Genomic DNA, 16,801 nt, shown 5'->3' on the forward strand with positions numbered 1-16,801 from the left:
CGATGGGGCGCGGGCTGATCATCGCCGGTCTGTTGCTGGTTGGTGTTGGCCTGCTGCTGCACTTCGCGCCGGGGCTGCTGAGCTGGTTCGGTCGGCTGCCGGGCGATATCCGCATCGAAAGCGAGAACGGCCGCGTCTTCATCCCGATCACCTCGATGATCCTCATCAGTCTGGCGCTGACGCTGATCCTCAATCTGTTCAACCGCTAGGCCGCCGGCTCGGCCAGGGGCTGGCGTCAATGGTCTGCCGGTAGCCGTGCCAGGTGGCGTGGCCGATCCAGGGCAGCAGTAGCGCGAAGCCGAGGTAGGCGGTGAGCGTGCCGACCACCACGAAGACACCGATGCAAATCGCCCAGACCGCCATGGCCGGCTTGTTGCGCAGCGTGGCGTTAACGCTTGTGATCACCGCGGTCACGGTGTCGGCCTTGCGGTCCAACATCATCGGTAGCGAAAAGGCGCTGGCCATGAAGACAAAGGCGCAGAACAGCGCGCCAACGCTCGTGCCGATGCCGAAGAAGGTCAGCCAGTCGCGCCAGTCGGGTTCACCGCCGACCGGGAAGAAGACATGGATCATGGTCGCGGCCCGCGCCCAGACCAGAAAGACCACCAGCAGAATCAGCGCGAAGACGGCGGCATCGCCCAGCGTGCGGCCGGCGTCGTTGAGACTGCGCCGGATCGAGACCGGCGCGCCCGCCGCCAGCCGCGCACTGGTGGCGTAGAGGGTCATTGCCAGAATGGGGCCGAGGAAGACGAAGCCGCTGAGCACTCCGAGGTACAGCCCCAGATTGCCCAGATACCAGGCCGCCGCCGTGATGGCGTAGCTCAGCAGCACCATGATCAGGCCGAAGCTGATGCTGGTGCCCGGTGCGCTCCAGAGGTCCTGCCAGCCCAGGCGCAGCCACTGCAGTGGCGCGTGCCAGGGCAGCGCTCGGTGCTCCGCACAGAAAGGCAGGCCCTCATCGTTCTGCTTTGGTACCGGCATGGCGTTGTCCCCCTGCGTCCATCGCGCGTGTCTGCATCATAGGCCGCCTGCTGCGGCCGAGCCGGGGCCAGCGGGGGCGTCAGGCGTCCTTGGTGCCGGGGCGTGTCGCGGCTGGAGTCTCGACCGTCGCGCGCGGCGTGAAGTTCGCACACAGGCGCTGGAAATCCTCGTCGCTGAGCAGCGTCCCGGTGCAGCGGCACTGAAAGGGGCAGCCCGCCTGCTCGGCCGCGCCGAGGAAGCCGCATTCACCGCAGCTGCCAAAGGCCTGGCCGTCGCGGTCCTGCGCCAAGGCGCCGGCGAGCTGCTGCAGGGCTTCGGACAGGGTGTGCTGCTGCTCCGGTGGCAGCGCCTCGATGGCTGCACTCAGTGTGTTGAGCGGATCCGCGGCCAGCTGCGCCCAGCCGGAAGGCGTCAGATCGAAGACCACGCTACGGCCGTCCACGTCGGCGCGGCGACGCTCGAGATAGCCCGCCGTTTCCAGCGACTTCACCGTCTGGGAGGCCGTGCCCCGGGTAGTGGCGTGAAAGCGCGCGAAGGCGGAAGGGGTGCGTGACATCCGATTGGCATGGGCGAAGAAGCGCAGCGCCGACCATTGTGCAGGGGTCAGACTTGGCGTCTGCGCTTCGCAGCGGGCAATGCGCCCGACATGCACCAGCATTTCGGCGGTGCGTTGCGCGTCTGCGGCGGAGGTCGTCTCGTTCATACCCGGATGATCGCGTCTCGAATCCGTATTGACAAGGCGATCCCCGGCCCATAGTGTCGTTTCGCTATTAGTCCGGCCCAGTCCGGACACGACCCTGTACACCGAATTCGGAGCCTGATCCATGAGTGATGCATCCACCCACGACCGTATCGACGCCCTGGTGCGTTCCGACGACGTCGTCCTCTTCATGAAAGGCACGCGCGATTTCCCGCAATGCGGCTTTTCCGCAGTGGTCGTGAAGGCCCTCAAGCTGCTCGACCAGCCCTTCACCGAAATCAACGTGCTGGAAGACCCGGACATCCGCGAGGGCGTCAAGGCCTATGCCAACTGGCAGACCATTCCGCAGCTCTATGTCCGCGGCGAGTTCGTCGGTGGCTGCGACATCGTGCGCGAAATGTACGAGTCCGGCGAGCTGCAGACCCTGCTCGCCCAGAAGGAAGGCAGCGCGCAGAGCTGAGCGCTCACGGGTAGCGCGCGACGATCGGCGGCATGGAAGACGAGCTTCTGCACAGCGAGGCGCTTCGCTTCGACAACAGCTATGCGCGGCTGTCCGAGGCCCTGTTCCATCGCCAGTCGCCGCAGGCGGTCCGTGCCCCCGAGCTGCTGCGGCTGAACCGGCCGCTGGCACAGACCCTGGGCCTCGATCCGGAAGCCCACAGCGACGCCGAGTGGGCCGAGATCTTCGCCGGCAATCGCCTGCTCCCGGGCATGGAGCCGCTGGCGATGGCCTATGCCGGTCACCAGTTCGGCAATTTCGTGCCGCAGCTTGGAGACGGCCGTGCATTGCTCATGGGCGAGGTGATCGGGCGTGACGGCCAGCGCCGCGACATCCAGCTCAAGGGCTCCGGCCGTACCCCCTTCTCACGCGGTGGAGACGGCCGCGCCGCGCTCGGGCCGGTGCTGCGCGAGTACATCGTCAGCGAGGCCATGCACGCGCTGGGTGTGCCCACCACACGCGCATTGGCGGCCGTGCGCACCGGCGAGTCCGTCATGCGGGACCGCATCCTGCCGGGCGGTATCGTCACCCGCGTTGCGCGCTCGCATATCCGCGTGGGTACCTTCGAGTACTTTGCGGCCCGACGGGATCAGGACAGCGTGCGTCTGCTTGCAGACCATGTGATCCAGCGCCACTATCCCGGCGTCGCCGAGAGCGAAAACCCCTATCTGGAACTGCTGCGCGCCGCGGCGCGGGCGCAGGCGGAGCTCGTCGCGCAATGGCTGGGCGTGGGCTTCATCCACGGCGTGATGAATACCGACAACGTCTCGCTGGCGGGGGAAACCATCGACTATGGTCCCTGCGCCTTCATGGACAGCTACCACCCCGACACGGTCTTCAGTTCCATCGACCAGCACGGCCGTTACGCCTTCGGCAACCAGCCCCGCATCGCGCAATGGAATATGGCGCGCTTCGCCGAGTGTCTGCTGCCGCTGATCGACAGCGACGAAGAGCAGGCCGTTACACGCGCCACCGAAGTGCTTGAAGCCAATACCGATATCCTCGATGCGGCGTGGATGGGCGTGATGCGCGCCAAGCTCGGCTTGCAGCAGGCGGAGGAAGGCGACAAGACCCTCGTCCAGGATCTGCTCGCCCTGATGCGGGATCAGGCGGCGGATTACACGCTGGCCTTCCGCGGGCTTGCGGATGCCGTGGGCGCGGCCGGGCCGGAACAGGTACCCGCCCTGCTCGAAGGCTTTCCCGATCCGCAGGCGTTGACGGATTGGCTGCAGGCTTGGCAGCGGCGACTGCACGCCGAGGCGCAGCCACAGGCCAGCGTGCAGGCCGCCATGCGCGCGCGGAATCCGCGCTATATCCCGCGCAATCACCGGGTGGAGCAGGCCCTTGCCGCTGCGGTGGACGACGGCGATCTGGCGCCCTTCCATCGGCTGGTGGATGTGGTCTGCGACCCCTATACCGAGCGCCGCGAGGCGGAATATTGCGCCACGCCGCCCGCCGATCACGAACGCGTCACCCAGACCTTCTGCGGTACCTGAGCGGCGCGCACGGCGGCTGACTTCCGCGCCCCCGGCGCGAGGCCTATCATGCGCGGCATAGACCGAAGGATGGCCGAGCGATGCTGTCGTTGTTCCTGCCGCGGGCGTTGATCGGGGTGCTCACGCTGCTGGCGCTGTGTACCTCCCTGCTGCTGCACTTTCTGGTGTTTCTGCCCTTTGCGGTGTGCAAGCTATGCATGCCGTGGCATGCCGCGCGCGTGTTCTGGACGCGGGTCATGGTGGCCATCGCCGAGCAGTTCATCCGCAACAACGCCCTGCTGATGCGCGCGCTGATGCCGGTGCGCTGGGAGGTGCGCATCAACGGCACGCTCGACCCCACGCGCAACTACCTGCTGATCTCGAACCACCAGAGCTGGGCGGACATCGTGCTGCTGTTCGATGTCTTTCGTGACCGCGTGCCCTGGTTGCGCTTCTTCCTCAAGAAGCAGCTGATCTGGGTGCCGGTCATCGGCTTCGTCTGCTGGGCGCTGGATTTCCCGTTCATGGCGCGCCATTCACGCGAGGCCATTCGGCGCAATCCCGAACTCGCCAAGGAAGATCTGGAGCGAACCCGCCGCGCCTGCGAACGCTTCCGGAATGTGCCGGTCACGGTGGTCAATTTCCTCGAAGGCACGCGCTTCACGCCGGCCAAGCACATGGCCAGGCAATCCAGCTACAAGCACCTGCTGCCGCCGAAATCGGGTGGGCTGGCCTTTGCCATCAACGCCATGGGCCGGGAAGTGGCGGGTCTGCTGGATGTCACCATCGCCTATCGCCCGACCAAGCACCGACTGGTATGGAGCTTCGTCACCGGCGAACAGGCCACGCTCATCGTCGAGGCGCAGGTGCATGCCATTCCGGAAGACATCCTGGCCGGCGACTACCAGGGTGACAGCGCCTTTCGCGCGCGCTTCCAGCGCTGGGTGGCCGATTTCTGGCATGCCAAGGATGCACGGCTGGAGCGCCTGCTGGCCGAACACGCTGCTCGCGCGGCAGAAGCCGAAGCCGGAGGCCGCGAGCTGCGTTGAGGGCTGCTGCCGCCTGATCGGTCACAATCCGGGGCACAACATCACACCGGAGACAGCATGGCCCGCATCCCGCGCAGCAAGGAAGACGATTACACCGACGACATGGCCCGCGCCCGACGCGACTTTGTCGAGGAGCAGACCGGCGTGGCCATGCCGCATACCGGCAGCTATAGCTTCGATGCCGCCACCACGCGTGGCAACATCGAGCACTTCACCGGCGTCTGCCAGATCCCCCTCGGCCTGGCAGGCCCGGTGCTGGTCAACGGCGAGGCCGCCAGCGGCGAGTTCTATGTGCCGATGACCACCACTGAAGGCACCCTGGTGGGCAGCTACAACCGAGGCATGCGACTGACCCGCGAGGCGGGCGGCATCACAGTCTCGGTCATCGACGACGTCATGCAGCGGGCGCCGGTCTTCATCTTTGCCAATGCCCGCGAAGCGCGCGATTTCGGCGCATGGCTGGAAGCCAATCTGGATGCCGTCCGCGCCGCCGCCGAGGCGACGACCAGCGTCGGCAAGCTGCAGTTCGTACAACAGTTCGCCGCCGCCCGTTTCCGCTATCTGCGCTTCAACTACTCCACCGGTGACGCTGCCGGTCAGAACATGTGCGGTCGGGCCACGCGGGCGGCCTGTTTGTGGATCGCGGAGCACTATCCCGGCCCGATGGAACGCTGGGTGCTGTCCGGCAACATGGATACCGACAAGAAGCACAGCCAGATCAACACGCTGTATAGCCGCGGCAAGCGCGTGGTAGCGGAATGTGTGATTCCCGATGCCCTGCTGCGCGAGCAGATGCACGTCTCTGCCGAACAGTTCTTCGTGCAACGGCACATCTCCAACATCGGCGCGCAGATGGCGGGCAGCAGCAATAACGGCAGCCATGCCGCCAACGGCATCGCTGCCGTCTTCATCGCCACCGGGCAGGACGAAGCCAATGTGGCCGAGTCCCAGGCAGCCATCGTGCACAGCGAGCTTACCCCCTCGGGCGACCTCTACTACAGCATCACGCTGCCGAGCCTGATCGTGGCCACCCATGGCGGTGGTACCGGCCTGCCGACGCAGCGTGAATGCCTGGAAGTGCTGGGCTGCTTCGGCAAGGGCAAGGCGCGCAAGCTGGCCGAAATCATCGGTGCCACCGTGCTGTGCGGCGAACTGTCGCTAGGCGCCGCTGTGCTGGCGGACGAGTGGGTCAGTTCCCATGAGCAGTACGGGCGCAATCGCTGAGGCCAGTCGCCGCTGTCGAAGACAGCAAACAAACAACACATGGACATGGTTTGGCCTTGTCGACTTTGTGCCGCACGGTAATTGCACATTCGATGTAAGGACACGTCATGAATATCGACGAACGTCACAATCTGCGCCATTCGCTCACCGGCCTCGGCGGCGTCTTCTATCCGCGTGACTATGTGCTCGGCGCCTTCGCCGAGCCGGCAGCGGCAGCGGCAGCGCGCGATGACCTGCTTGCCGGGGGCTATGACGAGACCGAAGTGGAAGCCCTCAATCCGGATCGCTTCGTACGCGAGGCCGAGGATATCGTCGAGCAGTCCAACAGTCTGCTGGCCGGCGCCGGAGCGGAAAACAAAGTCACCATCACCTACGAGAAGCACGCCGAGGACGGCCACGGGCTGCTGATCGCCTATGCGCCCAGCGCCGCGGAAACCGACCGCGCCATGCGCGTCTTCCGCCGCCACGGGGTGCTGGATGCGCACAAGTACCACCGTTTCGCCATCGAGGCGCTGATCTAGCGCGACCCGCATCGTCGTACCCGCCCCTTGCGTCGCCACTGGGTGCTGTCGATAGTGCAGGCCTCAACGCGCAGCGGGCCGTGATGGACACCACACCAAGGCAGGATTGGCAGCTGCAGGCGCAGCCCGGGCGCGACGGCGCGCCCCTGCGCCTGCGGTTATTGTATCGAGGCGCGCCCGTTGATCTTGCGGCGGCCTTCGATGCGCTGGCGGAGGATGCCGATTGCCGCACCGCCTTCAATGCCGGGCTGGCTGTGGCGCCTTTCGCCGCCTTCCGCTGGGAATGCCCGCCTTTGCAGCAGACACTGACGCCCAGCACCGCCTTCGAGTGCATGGTGATCGACGCGCCCGAGCTGCAGCGGCCGGCGGACCCCTCAGCCTTTGGTGACTACTTTGATGACTTTGATGAAGCCTTGGTCACCACTTTCTGGAATCTCGGGCGTGACGCGCAGCTGATCGTGCCCCTGCCTGTGGGCGATGATGCCGCCTATCCCCACCTCGCTTCCTTTGTACGCGCAGCTCCAAAGGCGCAGCGCGATGCCTTTTGGCGGCGTGTTGGACGCGAAGTGCAGTGTGCACGCCATGGCGGACCGCTATGGGTGAGTACAGCGGGCGACGGTGTGCCCTGGCTCCATGTCCGCCTTGACCAGCGGCCGAAGTACTACCGCACGTCGCGCTATCGCGACCGGTAGTGGGCCGTCTGAAAGCGATTCCGTATTCGTTCAGTCCGCAAGCAACAACATGGCCCGACCCGTTAGAAGGGCAGCCCACCTGGAGACACTGCGGAGTCTGATCATGAGAGCCACCCTCCAAAACATCGCGATTGCCTTTGCTGCTGCGCTGCTCCTCGGTACGAGCGCAATGGCAGCCAAGCCCGTTAATCCAGGCAACAGCGGTCAGAAGCACGCACCGCCCTTCAGCGAAGGCAGCCATCCGTCAGCCAATGCCAAGCAGGCGGGCCCGTCCAGCACCGCCCGGGGTTATTTCGATGCGACCCGTCGCAGCCTGATCGCCGACTATTACCAAGAACGCGGCCGCAACAGTTTCTGCCCACCGGGACTTGCCAAGAAGCAGAATGGCTGCCTGCCCCCCGGCCAGGCGCGCAAGTGGCAACGCAGCCAGCGACTGCCGGATGACGTGCGTCCCTATCCCATCAGCGAGGACCTCCGTCACATTCTCGGGACGATTCCTGCGGATCACCGCATCGTGCGCGTAGGCAACGATCTGTTGCTGATCCAGGCGGGTTCGCGGATCGTCATCGATGCCCTCGAGAATCTGAGCGAATTGTTCTAGCCGTCGCGGGAAGCAGTCGCGCGCGGCTTGCACGATCGCGCGGCTGCGCAGAGCATGGACCCCTCTCCCGTGGAGGGGCGAAGATGAATCGACGCATCGTGGAAAGCAGCGCGGCGCGGTTGGCCGCCCTCCTGCAAAAGCGTGCCGCACACGCGCAGGACAACTTCTATCTTGAAGGCCCCTATGCCCCGGTGGAGGCAGAGCGCACCGAGACGGAACTCGCCGTCAGCGGCACCATCCCCGATGCCCTCGATGGGCTTTTCGCCCAGATCGGCCCCAATCCGCTGCAGGTGCCCAACCCGGCCACGCATCACTGGTTCGTGGGCGATGGCATGGTCCACGGCGTACGCCTGCAGGCGGGCAAGGCCTGCTGGTACCGCAACCGCTGGGTAGGAACGGATGCGGCTAACGACCACCTTGGCCGTGCCCGCGTCCCCGGCCCGCGACGCGGCATCTTCGATGTCGTCAACACCAATGTCTTCGCGCATGCGGGCAGTATCTGGGCGACGGTGGAGGCCGGGCCGCTGCCCGCCGAACTCGACGCCGAGCTCAATACGCTGCGGCGCGCCCTCTTCAACAGCGACGAGCGCCTCCCCTTCACGGCGCATCCGCACCGCGATCCTAAGACGGGGGAGCTGCACGCGGTCTGCTACGACGCGCTGCAGCGCAAGCGGCTGATCTATCAATGCATCGATGCCAAGGGCGTCCTGCGCCGGCGCGTTGCCATCCCGGTCGCCCACGGGCCGATGGTCCACGACTGTGCGATCACGGGGCGCTACGTCGTCATCTTCGATCTGCCCGTCACCTTCTCCTTCCGCGCCCTGCTGGCAGGCGCGGCATTGCCCTATCGCTGGAATCCGCATCATCGCGCCCGCGTGGGGCTGCTGCCGCGCGACGGCAGCTCGGATCGCGTGCAATGGTTCCCGGTGGCGCCCTGCTATGTCTTCCACGCCTGCAACGCCTTCGACAACGCGGATGGCAGCGTCACGGTCGACGTCGTCACGCACGCGCGCATGTTCGACCGCTCGCAGCAGGGGCCCGAGGCGCAGCCGGTGGCCTTCGAACGTTGGCAACTCGGGGCAGGCCTTGGCGCGGTGCAGCGCCAGGTGTTCTCCTCTGAGTCACAGGAATTTCCACGCTGCGACGAACGCCGCACCGGCCAGCACTATCGCTACGCCTACGCCGTGGGGGGCGCTGCCATGTCGACCGAAGGCTCGCGCCTGCTGCGCCACGATCTGGAGCGCGGCACCACGGTCGCGCACGACTTCGGGCCGGGCCAGATGATGGGCGAGGCCATCTTCGTGCCCGCTCACTCCGATGCTGCTGAGGATGAGGGTTGGCTGCTTGCCTATGTCCAGGATCAGCGGCGGCAGTGCAGCCGCCTCGTCATCCTGGACGCGCAAGCGGTGGATCGACAGGCGCAGGCCATCGTGCACCTCCCGGTGCGCGTCCCGTTAGGCTTTCACAGCAATTGGATTCCGCTGGCCGCCTGATGGCTTCGAAGGCGGTCGGCAGCCTCCATCTCCCCACACCGCTCGTCGGGTCACGGGGGGACGTTGGCAACCCGCAAAACATGAATGGCGGTTCGCCCGTGGCACATTCGGCGTCCCTTCATTGCGTCGGACCGGGCACAACCACCGAGGATCTCGCTGCATGTCCTTCCCCATGTACAGGCTCGCCCCCCTTCTTCTCGCGCTGCCCCTTTCGCTCGTCGCGTGCTCTGCGGAGCAGGCGGATGCGCCATCGGCGAAGCCTAGTGCCGAGTCGGCTTCTGCGCAGCGCGCCTATGTCGATCCCGAAACGGGCGCATTGACGGTGCCGCCCGATACCAAGGCGGCGCGTTCCGCTTCCAGCGGCGAGACCGAGCACCCGGCCTATCGCCGCGAGGAGCGCACGGACGGCACCGTCATGCTGCGCCCCAAACAACCGGCGCGCCACAGCATCGAAGGCCACGTCGACGACGAGGGCCGGCTGCACATTGAGGAACGCGACCGCCATGCCCATTAGTGCCGCACTGCGCGGCCTGGTGGTGCTGGGCCTGGGCATGAGCGCGGCCCAGGCAGCCACCATCACGATCGTGCCCACCGACGCACCGGGCGAAGGCTTCTTTGACCCTACCCCCTTCACCCCCGAGGGCGGCAACAACGCCACGACCCTGGGCGAGGCCCGGCTTAATGTATTCCGCGCGGCAGCGGAGCACTGGGGGTCGGTTGTTGCCAGTGACGTCGAGATCATCGTCGAGGCCTCCTTCGCTCCCGCGCCGGAAACCGAGTGCTCGCCCAGCAGCGGCACCCTGGGTGCCGCCGGCCCAGGAAACTTCATCGCCGGCTTTCGCGGGGCCCCGCAGGCCAATACCTTCTACCCGGTGGCGCTGGCCAACGCGCTGGCGGGCGAGGATCTGGACCCGGGCTTCGCCGACATCTTCGCCAACTTCAATGGCGCGGTCGATACCGACCCCAACTGCCTGACCGGTGTGCGCTTCTACTACGGATTCGACCACCAGGGCGGCAGCCGTGCGGTCGATTTCTACAACACGGTCATGCACGAAATCGGCCATGGCCTCGGCTTTTCCACCCTGATCGCCAACGACGGAACCAATCTCGCCGCGCCCGGCTTCACGGTGCTCGACCGCCTCATCTTCGATAACGACCGCGGCCTTTTCTGGGACGAGATGACCAACGCGCAGCGTTCCGCGTCGGTGGTCAACGAGGGCGACGTGGTGAATGCGGGCAATGCCAGCTTCTCCGGAGCGCGGGCGCGCGGCCTCGGCGCGGGCAACGGCACCGATGCCGCCGGGCGGCCGCTCATCTATACGCCCAACCCGGCGGAGCCCGGCTCTTCCATTGCGCACTGGGACACCGCGCCCGCCCCCAGTCTGTTGATGGAGCCCTTCTCGACGGGCGATATTCGAGTGAATACCGGGGTGGATCTGACCAGCTGCCTGCTGAGCGACATCGGCTGGCGGCTCGAGCCTGGTGTCGGTTGCCCGGACCAGCACGCCGCGGACACACCGCCGGAGATATCCGCCATCGCCGATCAAAGCACCGAGGCTGGTCGCACCACCGGCGCGATCGGGTTCACGGTCACGGACAATGGCCGCGTCGCCCCGGCCGACAATCTCAGCCTGCGCGCCTTCTCGGACAACGTGGCCGTAGTTCCGGACAGTGGCATCGTGATCAGCGGCAGCGGCGCCAACCGCAGCGTCGAGATCACTCCCAGCAATATGCCCGGCCGTGCAGCAATCACAGTTGTCGTCAGCGACGGTGTCTTCAGCGCGCGCACGGCCTTCGAGCTGACGGTGACCGAGGCGCAGAATCAACCACCGCTGGCGCGCAATGATCTCCTGCGCCTTGCTTCCAGCGCGATCGGCAACGGCAATGTCATCGCCGGCATCGGATCGGCGGCCGACAGTGACCCCGACAGGGATCCGCTGCAGGTCGTGGCCATCGACGGCGATGCGGCCGCGGTGGCTACCTCAATCACCACCGCCAAGGGGTCGACGCTGCGCATCGCATCCGATGGCGCGCTGCGCTACGAGCCGGGCGGCAGCATGGTCGCACTCCAGCCGAGCCGCAGCGATCAGGAAAGCGTGCGCTACACCATCGTCGACGACAGTGGCGCTAGCGATAGCGCCATCGTCACCATCGAAGTGACCGGCGATCCTGGCACCGATCAGCACGGCGACAGCGCACAGACCGCCACGCCCCTCAGCCTGACCGACACCCAGGAGCGCCTCGATGCCGCCGTCAACGTGCCGGGGGACGCCGATGCCTTTGGCTTCACGCTGGCGTCCGCGGCCACCGTCTTCTTCGCCACCGAGGGCGATACCGACACGGTCGGGCGGATTCGCAGCCCGGACGGCGCCTTGCTCGCCGAGGGGGACGATCACGCCGAGAACGACAGCACGGACCCCAATTTCGTCATCGAGCAGGAACTGCCGGCGGGAGACTACGTGCTCTTTGTGACCGGATTTCAGGATACCGCCACCGGCAATTACCGCTTGCGCTACGCCGCGGAGCCCCGGGCCGAACCCGAGCCCGAACCGCCATCCGAGCCCGCCCCGGACGAAGCACCGGATGACGCGGACACAGGCAACGAGGAAGGGCTGTCGGCGCCGGTATCCGGTAATTCCGGGGGCTCCAGCGGGGGTGGGAGTTTCTCATCAAGCTTCTTGCTCGCCATGGCCCTGGCGGCGGTGGGGATGCGGTATCGTCGCAGCCTCCCACCCCGCTCGTTGGCCCAAGCAACCGATGAGAATCTGCGTGTATTGCGCTTCTAGCTCGCAGGCGCCCGCCGAATACGGTGACGCCGCCTTTGCGCTGGGCCATCTGCTGGCCTCGGCTGGGCATACCGTGGTCTTTGGCGGGGGCGCGACGGGCTCGATGGGGCGCCTCGCCGATGGTGCGGCCGCTGCGGGCGGCGATATCGAAGGCATCATGCCCGACTTCATGAAGGCGCTGGAGTGGGCACACCCCAAGGTGGAGCGCTTCTCCTGGACGCGCGACATGGCCGAGCGCAAGGCCCTGCTGCTGCAGGGCTCGGATGCGGCGGTGGCCCTGCCGGGAGGATGCGGCACCTTCGAGGAACTGCTCGAGGCGATCACCCTCAAGCGTCTTGGCCTCTATCTGCAGCCCATCGTCATCGTGAATCAGCTTGGCTACTACGATCCGCTGCTGGCGCAGCTCCGGCGCAGTGTCGACGAGGCCTTCATGCGCGAGGACCATCTGCGCATCTTCTCGGTGGTGGACGAGGTCACCGCGGTGCTTGACGCCATCGCCCAGGCGCCGGATTGGAACGACGATGCCCGGGCGCGGGCACTGCAACCCTGAAGAGGCGGGTGCGCGCACACATTCGCGTACATTTGCCCCAATATGGGACACTACGCGCCAGAAAGGGCGCAGTCACAGGGGTGAGTCCGCTGCGCCGTCGAATGACACGCGGAGCGCGCATGGCGGCGCGCCACCGCGCGAGAGGACACTATGGTAATCCTGTATTTCGCGGTGCTGCTCTACGCCGCTTCCATCGCTTTCATCCGGTACCGCGGCCACGCGCACTTTCCCTTCGTGCGCCAGTTGTCGGATTTCTCGACCTTCATGGTGCCTTTCAACCTCCCGGCCTACGCGCTGTCGAAGGTGCCCAACGGGCCGCGCATGGGCGCGGAACAGTTTCCCCAGCTGAAACTGCTGGAAGACAACTGGGAGACGATCCGCGACGAGGCGCTGGCCCTTTACGGCCAGGGGCACATTGCCACCAAGGATGATCTGCCGGGCAGCAGCTTCTACCGCGACAACCGCTGGAAGAGCTTCTATCTCAAGATCTACGACAACGATATCCCCTCCGCCTGGGCGCTGGCGCCCAAGACCCGTGCCCTCATCGAGCAGGTACCGGGCATGAATCTGGCGCTGTTCGCCATGCTGATGCCGGGCAAGCGGCTCAATCAGCACCACGACCCCTTCGCCTTCACGCTGCGCTACTCCCTTGGACTGTCGACACCGAATTCCGAAAACTGCGGTCTGATGGTCGACGGCAGGCCCTATCACTGGAAGGATGGCGACAGCATCGTCTTCGACGAGACCTATCTGCACTCGGCCTACAACGATGCGGAAGTCCCGCGCATCATTCTGATGACCGACATCGACCGTCCGCTCAAGTCGCGCATCGTGCAAAAGGCCTATTACCTGTTCGGCCGCTTCTTCAACAGCCTGTTCTATGTCGACAATGTCGACCCCAGCATCACGGGCCTGGGGAACCGCATGACACAGCCGGTTGTCCGCTACAAGGCCTTCATGAAGGGGCTCAAGCGGCGCAATCGCCGACTCTACAAATCCGGCAAATGGGCGCTTGGCCTCGGCATCATGGCTTCATTGGGCTACGCGCTGGTGTGAGCGCGCGCCATGACCTTCCGGCAGCACCGCCGGCCCTGCATGCGGGCAACGGTCGCGCCGCCCTCAACGGGCGCTATCTGGGCGCCATCGAGGATCTGTCCACCGCAGTCTGGGGTCGGGGCGGTCGCCGCCGTCTGCAGCGCAAGGGCTGGCTCTACTTCGGCGCCTTTTCCGAGCGCACCATGGTCGGGTATGCGGTGGCCGATGCCGGGCTGATTGCCACGGCCTTCGTATACGTCTACGACCGCCAGACCGATACCCTGGTGGAAGAGGCCATCACCCGGCCGATGGGTTTCGCCGCCGACTTCGCGCCGGACTGGCGCCAGCCCTGGCACCTGTCCGCGGGCGGGCGGCAGTGGTCGGTGCAGCGCAGTGGAGATGGCTGGCATGTCTCCTTTCAGGGACGGCGTCTGCAGCTGGCGTTGACCATCCACGACGGGAGTGAGGGGCTGACCGCCGTCTGCGCAAGCCCGGGCCGGCCCTTTCACCACACCTACAAGGTGGCTGGCCTGCACGCCGATATCAGCGGCAGCGTCGATGGCGAAACGCTGCAAACAGAGGCAGGCGCCAGCGTGGATTTCTCGCTGGGCTATCCGCCGCGGGAAACGCAGTGGAACTGGCTCAGCGTGGACGGCCGTTGCGCCAGTGGGGAACACATTGCCATCAATGGCGTTGCGCACTTTCTGAACGGCTTCGAGAACGCGCTCTGGTGCGATGGCAAGGTCACGCCACTGTCGCAGATGGTTTTTGACTACGACCCGGCGCAGCTGATGCAGCCGTGGCGGATCCGCTCCCTCGATGGTCAGGTGGATATCGTCTTCACGCCCGAGGCGCGACGGGGTGAGCACCGTCATGTGGGACTGCTCGCCAGCCGTTTCACGCAACCCTGCGGCCGCTTCGAAGGCACCGTCCAGACCGCCCAGGGGCTGCAGTCCGTCCAGGGTTTCGGCGTGGTTGAGGAACACTGGGCGCGTTGGTGAAACCTGAATAAACAGCATGATTTCAATAGCCTGAGATGCTTCCTGCTCGACGTTGACATCAAACAGTGGCATCGTGTGAGATATTCCTGATAGGCTGCGCGCCTGCTCCGGTGGTGGCGTGGGCCAAGAACTGCCGTTGGATCGCGTTTGCGTTCCGGCCCCATGAACATCAACACTGCGCAGGAGCCCCCCGCCCACCTCGCGGGGACGGCGCCAGCAGTCGCAGCGCTTTTTCGCATCTGAACGAGGACGAAAACCATGCAGCACGAACACCTCGACGTATTGATCCTGGGCGCCGGCCTGTCCGGCGTCGGCGCCGCCTGTCATCTCAAGCGCGAATGCCCCGGCAAGCGCTTCGCCATCGTGGAACGCCGCAGCCGCATCGGCGGCACCTGGGATCTGTTCCGCTATCCGGGCATCCGCTCCGATTCGGACATGTACACTTTCGGCTACAACTTCAAGCCGTGGAATGGCACCAAGATTCTGGCGGACGGGTCCTCCATCCGGAGTTACATCCGCGAAACCGCACAGGAATACAACGTTGAGAAGGACATCCACTTCGGCCTGAAGATCGAACGCGTGGAATGGTCGAGCGACGATGCCTGCTGGACTGCGCACGCGGTAGAGGAAGCCAGCGGCGAGAAGCACCGCTTTACCGCCAATTTCCTGTTCGGCTGCACCGGCTACTACAACTACGACAAGGGCCACCGCCCCGACTTCCCGGGCGAATCGCGCTTCAAGGGCGAAATCATCCATCCGCAGAAGTGGCCGGAAGACAAGGATTACGCCGGCAAGAACGTGGTCATCATCGGCAGTGGCGCCACTGCCATCACGATGGTGCCGGCCATGGCGGGCACGGCCAAGCACGTCACCATGCTGCAGCGCTCGCCCACCTACATCGCTTCGATCCCGTCAGAGGACAAGCTGTCGGGCACGCTGCGCCGCTTCCTGCCGGACAAGCTGGTCTATCACATGGGCCGCGCGCGCAATATCGCCCTCCAGCGCGCCATCTTTGCCGCGAGCCGTTCGCGGCCGGGCGTCGTCGCACGTGCGCTGCGCATGGGCGTGCGCCGCTACATGGGCAAGGATTTCAACCCCAAGGACTTCACGCCCAGCTACAACCCGTGGGACGAGCGCCTGTGCGTGGTGCCCAACGGCGACCTGTTCAAGGCGCTTCGTGGCGGCAATGCCTCCATCGTCACCGACCACATCGACACCTTCACCGAGAACGGCATCCGCCTGCAGTCGGGCAAGGAGATCGAGGCGGACATCATCGTCAGCGCCACCGGCCTGGATCTGCAGATTCTGGGCGGTGCGGAAATGTACGTCGACGGCCAGTTCCAGGACCCCGGCCAGGCGCTGAACTACAAGGGCGTCATGATGGAGGGCGTCCCGAACTTTGCGCTGGTCTTTGGCTACACCAATGCCTCGTGGACGCTGAAGGCCGATATCGCCAGCGAATTCGTCTGCCGTCTGCTCAACTACATGGATGCGCACAAGCTGGGTGTGGTCACGCCGCGGGACCACGAAGGCTGCAAGACCGATCAGGCCTTCCTCGACCTGCAATCCGGCTACATCCAGCGTGCGGTGGATCGCCTGCCCAAGCAGGGCAGCAAGGGCCCCTGGCGTGTACTTCAGAACTACTACTTCGACCTGCCGCGCTTGCGCCACGGCCGCATCAACGATGGTGTGCTCGAGTTCAAGCCGGCGACGGCGGTACGCAAGCCCAAGCGCAGCGTGCCCAAGGCCGCCAACAGCGAGGCGCCGGCGCGCTCCGCCGCCCCCTGAGGCGACGCGGTTTCGCGCAACGCGCGACGCCCGTCCGTGGTCCAAGGCCTGGGTTCATGACGAACCCAGGCCTTTTTTCTGCGATCACGGAGTCCATTGCCATGAAGTGTCCGATTGACGAGGAAATGCTGGTCATGACCGAGCGCAACGGCGTCGAAATCGATTACTGCCCCAAGTGCCGCGGTGTCTGGCTGGACCGCGGCGAGCTGGACAAGATCATCGAGCGCGCCGCGGATACGCCACCGCCAACCTCGCGGGGCGCGTCGGGTCACGACGACCGTGGTCGAGACGCCTCGCATCGCAGTGATACGGACTACCGCCATGGTGGCGACTACCGCAAGCGCAAGAAGCATTCGCTGCTCGGCGAACTCTTTGATTTCTGAGCCCTTGGCAGACGGGCCGCAGC

At 65.7% G+C, this 16,801-nt stretch carries 18 protein-coding genes; 16 read left to right on the forward strand and 2 right to left on the reverse strand.

Annotated features, from left to right (window positions below; genetic code table 11):
- Positions 1–2 precede the first annotated feature (2 nt).
- Positions 3–209: a DUF2905 domain-containing protein gene (locus ACOOFO_RS02420; protein WP_420428071.1), complete on the forward strand. Its 207-nt coding sequence runs from the start codon at positions 3–5 to the stop codon at positions 207–209.
- Here the strand turns inward: ACOOFO_RS02420 and ACOOFO_RS02425 are convergent.
- Together ACOOFO_RS02425 and ACOOFO_RS02430 are read right to left on the reverse strand one after the other, a co-directional pair.
- Positions 199–981, reverse strand: a complete 783-nt coding sequence (locus ACOOFO_RS02425) for a DUF2189 domain-containing protein (protein WP_420428072.1) — start codon at positions 979–981, stop codon at positions 199–201. The genes ACOOFO_RS02420 and ACOOFO_RS02425 overlap by 11 nt on opposite strands.
- Positions 982–1,060: 79 nt before the next feature.
- Entirely contained in the window at positions 1,061–1,684 is a 624-nt protein-coding gene (locus ACOOFO_RS02430; RefSeq protein ID WP_420428073.1) for a MarR family winged helix-turn-helix transcriptional regulator, read from the reverse strand.
- A 121-nt stretch (positions 1,685–1,805) separates the two neighbouring features.
- Here ACOOFO_RS02430 and grxD point away from each other — a divergent pair, with 121 nt between their 5' ends.
- The 15 genes from grxD (at position 1,806) to ACOOFO_RS02505 (ending at position 16,778) form a co-directional block, all read left to right on the forward strand.
- Entirely contained in the window at positions 1,806–2,141 is a 336-nt protein-coding gene (grxD, locus tag ACOOFO_RS02435; protein ID WP_420428074.1) for a Grx4 family monothiol glutaredoxin, read from the forward strand.
- A 32-nt stretch (positions 2,142–2,173) separates the two neighbouring features.
- The gene (locus ACOOFO_RS02440) at positions 2,174–3,676 is read left to right on the forward strand and encodes a protein adenylyltransferase SelO (RefSeq protein ID WP_420428075.1); all 1,503 of its coding nucleotides are present in this window, start codon (positions 2,174–2,176) and stop codon (positions 3,674–3,676) included.
- Between the two features lie 80 nt (positions 3,677–3,756).
- Positions 3,757–4,704 carry an acyltransferase gene (locus tag ACOOFO_RS02445; RefSeq protein WP_420428076.1) on the forward strand — a complete coding sequence of 316 codons (948 nt, stop codon included), beginning with the start codon at positions 3,757–3,759 and terminating at the stop codon, positions 4,702–4,704.
- Positions 4,705–4,761: 57 nt separating this feature from the next.
- Positions 4,762–5,928 (forward strand): hydroxymethylglutaryl-CoA reductase, encoded by a 1,167-nt coding sequence (locus tag ACOOFO_RS02450; protein WP_420428077.1) that lies wholly within the window; start codon positions 4,762–4,764, stop codon positions 5,926–5,928.
- A 107-nt stretch (positions 5,929–6,035) separates the two neighbouring features.
- Positions 6,036–6,449, forward strand: a complete 414-nt coding sequence (locus tag ACOOFO_RS02455; protein ID WP_420428078.1) for a hypothetical protein — start codon at positions 6,036–6,038, stop codon at positions 6,447–6,449.
- 83 nt (positions 6,450–6,532) lie between these two features.
- The gene (locus ACOOFO_RS02460) at positions 6,533–7,141 is read left to right on the forward strand and encodes a DUF6940 family protein (protein WP_420429613.1); all 609 of its coding nucleotides are present in this window, start codon (positions 6,533–6,535) and stop codon (positions 7,139–7,141) included.
- Between the two features lie 103 nt (positions 7,142–7,244).
- The gene (locus ACOOFO_RS02465) at positions 7,245–7,742 is read left to right on the forward strand and encodes a hypothetical protein (protein WP_420428079.1); all 498 of its coding nucleotides are present in this window, start codon (positions 7,245–7,247) and stop codon (positions 7,740–7,742) included.
- An 83-nt stretch (positions 7,743–7,825) separates the two neighbouring features.
- Entirely contained in the window at positions 7,826–9,235 is a 1,410-nt protein-coding gene (locus ACOOFO_RS02470; protein WP_420428080.1) for a carotenoid oxygenase family protein, read from the forward strand.
- A gap of 160 nt (positions 9,236–9,395) precedes the next feature.
- The gene (locus tag ACOOFO_RS02475; RefSeq protein WP_420428081.1) at positions 9,396–9,749 is read left to right on the forward strand and encodes a hypothetical protein; all 354 of its coding nucleotides are present in this window, start codon (positions 9,396–9,398) and stop codon (positions 9,747–9,749) included.
- Positions 9,739–12,021, forward strand: a complete 2,283-nt coding sequence (locus tag ACOOFO_RS02480) for an Ig-like domain-containing protein (RefSeq protein ID WP_420428082.1) — start codon at positions 9,739–9,741, stop codon at positions 12,019–12,021. The genes ACOOFO_RS02475 and ACOOFO_RS02480 overlap by 11 nt, the downstream gene beginning before the upstream one ends.
- Positions 12,005–12,571 (forward strand): TIGR00730 family Rossman fold protein, encoded by a 567-nt coding sequence (locus ACOOFO_RS02485; protein WP_420428083.1) that lies wholly within the window; start codon positions 12,005–12,007, stop codon positions 12,569–12,571. The genes ACOOFO_RS02480 and ACOOFO_RS02485 overlap by 17 nt, the downstream gene beginning before the upstream one ends.
- Before the next feature lie 150 nt (positions 12,572–12,721).
- The gene (locus tag ACOOFO_RS02490; RefSeq protein ID WP_420428084.1) at positions 12,722–13,627 is read left to right on the forward strand and encodes an aspartyl/asparaginyl beta-hydroxylase domain-containing protein; all 906 of its coding nucleotides are present in this window, start codon (positions 12,722–12,724) and stop codon (positions 13,625–13,627) included.
- Positions 13,624–14,607 (forward strand): DUF2804 domain-containing protein, encoded by a 984-nt coding sequence (locus tag ACOOFO_RS02495; RefSeq protein WP_420428085.1) that lies wholly within the window; start codon positions 13,624–13,626, stop codon positions 14,605–14,607. The genes ACOOFO_RS02490 and ACOOFO_RS02495 overlap by 4 nt, the downstream gene beginning before the upstream one ends.
- Positions 14,608–14,865: 258 nt before the next feature.
- On the forward strand, positions 14,866–16,395 hold the full coding sequence (locus ACOOFO_RS02500) for a flavin-containing monooxygenase (RefSeq protein WP_420428086.1): 1,530 nt from the start codon (positions 14,866–14,868) through the stop codon (positions 16,393–16,395).
- 101 nt (positions 16,396–16,496) lie between these two features.
- Positions 16,497–16,778, forward strand: a complete 282-nt coding sequence (locus tag ACOOFO_RS02505; RefSeq protein WP_420428087.1) for a zf-TFIIB domain-containing protein — start codon at positions 16,497–16,499, stop codon at positions 16,776–16,778.
- Positions 16,779–16,801 lie beyond the last annotated feature (23 nt).

The organism is Algiphilus sp., from assembly GCF_965216485.1.
Taxonomy (GTDB): Bacteria; Pseudomonadota; Gammaproteobacteria; order Nevskiales; family Nevskiaceae; genus Algiphilus.

What these genes read in the sequence shown, in the direction of transcription:
- ACOOFO_RS02420 (WP_420428071.1), top strand. Translation starts at nt 3, where the DNA reads ATGGGGCGCGGGCTGATCATCGCCGGTCTGTTGCTGGTTGGTGTTGGC.
- ACOOFO_RS02425 (WP_420428072.1), bottom strand. Translation starts at nt 981, where the DNA reads ATGCCGGTACCAAAGCAGAACGATGAGGGCCTGCCTTTCTGTGCGGAG.
- ACOOFO_RS02430 (WP_420428073.1), bottom strand. Translation starts at nt 1,684, where the DNA reads ATGAACGAGACGACCTCCGCCGCAGACGCGCAACGCACCGCCGAAATG.
- grxD (WP_420428074.1), top strand. Translation starts at nt 1,806, where the DNA reads ATGAGTGATGCATCCACCCACGACCGTATCGACGCCCTGGTGCGTTCC.
- ACOOFO_RS02440 (WP_420428075.1), top strand. Translation starts at nt 2,174, where the DNA reads ATGGAAGACGAGCTTCTGCACAGCGAGGCGCTTCGCTTCGACAACAGC.
- ACOOFO_RS02445 (WP_420428076.1), top strand. Translation starts at nt 3,757, where the DNA reads ATGCTGTCGTTGTTCCTGCCGCGGGCGTTGATCGGGGTGCTCACGCTG.
- ACOOFO_RS02450 (WP_420428077.1), top strand. Translation starts at nt 4,762, where the DNA reads ATGGCCCGCATCCCGCGCAGCAAGGAAGACGATTACACCGACGACATG.
- ACOOFO_RS02455 (WP_420428078.1), top strand. Translation starts at nt 6,036, where the DNA reads ATGAATATCGACGAACGTCACAATCTGCGCCATTCGCTCACCGGCCTC.
- ACOOFO_RS02460 (WP_420429613.1), top strand. Translation starts at nt 6,533, where the DNA reads ATGGACACCACACCAAGGCAGGATTGGCAGCTGCAGGCGCAGCCCGGG.
- ACOOFO_RS02465 (WP_420428079.1), top strand. Translation starts at nt 7,245, where the DNA reads ATGAGAGCCACCCTCCAAAACATCGCGATTGCCTTTGCTGCTGCGCTG.
- ACOOFO_RS02470 (WP_420428080.1), top strand. Translation starts at nt 7,826, where the DNA reads ATGAATCGACGCATCGTGGAAAGCAGCGCGGCGCGGTTGGCCGCCCTC.
- ACOOFO_RS02475 (WP_420428081.1), top strand. Translation starts at nt 9,396, where the DNA reads ATGTCCTTCCCCATGTACAGGCTCGCCCCCCTTCTTCTCGCGCTGCCC.
- ACOOFO_RS02480 (WP_420428082.1), top strand. Translation starts at nt 9,739, where the DNA reads ATGCCCATTAGTGCCGCACTGCGCGGCCTGGTGGTGCTGGGCCTGGGC.
- ACOOFO_RS02490 (WP_420428084.1), top strand. Translation starts at nt 12,722, where the DNA reads ATGGTAATCCTGTATTTCGCGGTGCTGCTCTACGCCGCTTCCATCGCT.
- ACOOFO_RS02500 (WP_420428086.1), top strand. Translation starts at nt 14,866, where the DNA reads ATGCAGCACGAACACCTCGACGTATTGATCCTGGGCGCCGGCCTGTCC.
- ACOOFO_RS02505 (WP_420428087.1), top strand. Translation starts at nt 16,497, where the DNA reads ATGAAGTGTCCGATTGACGAGGAAATGCTGGTCATGACCGAGCGCAAC.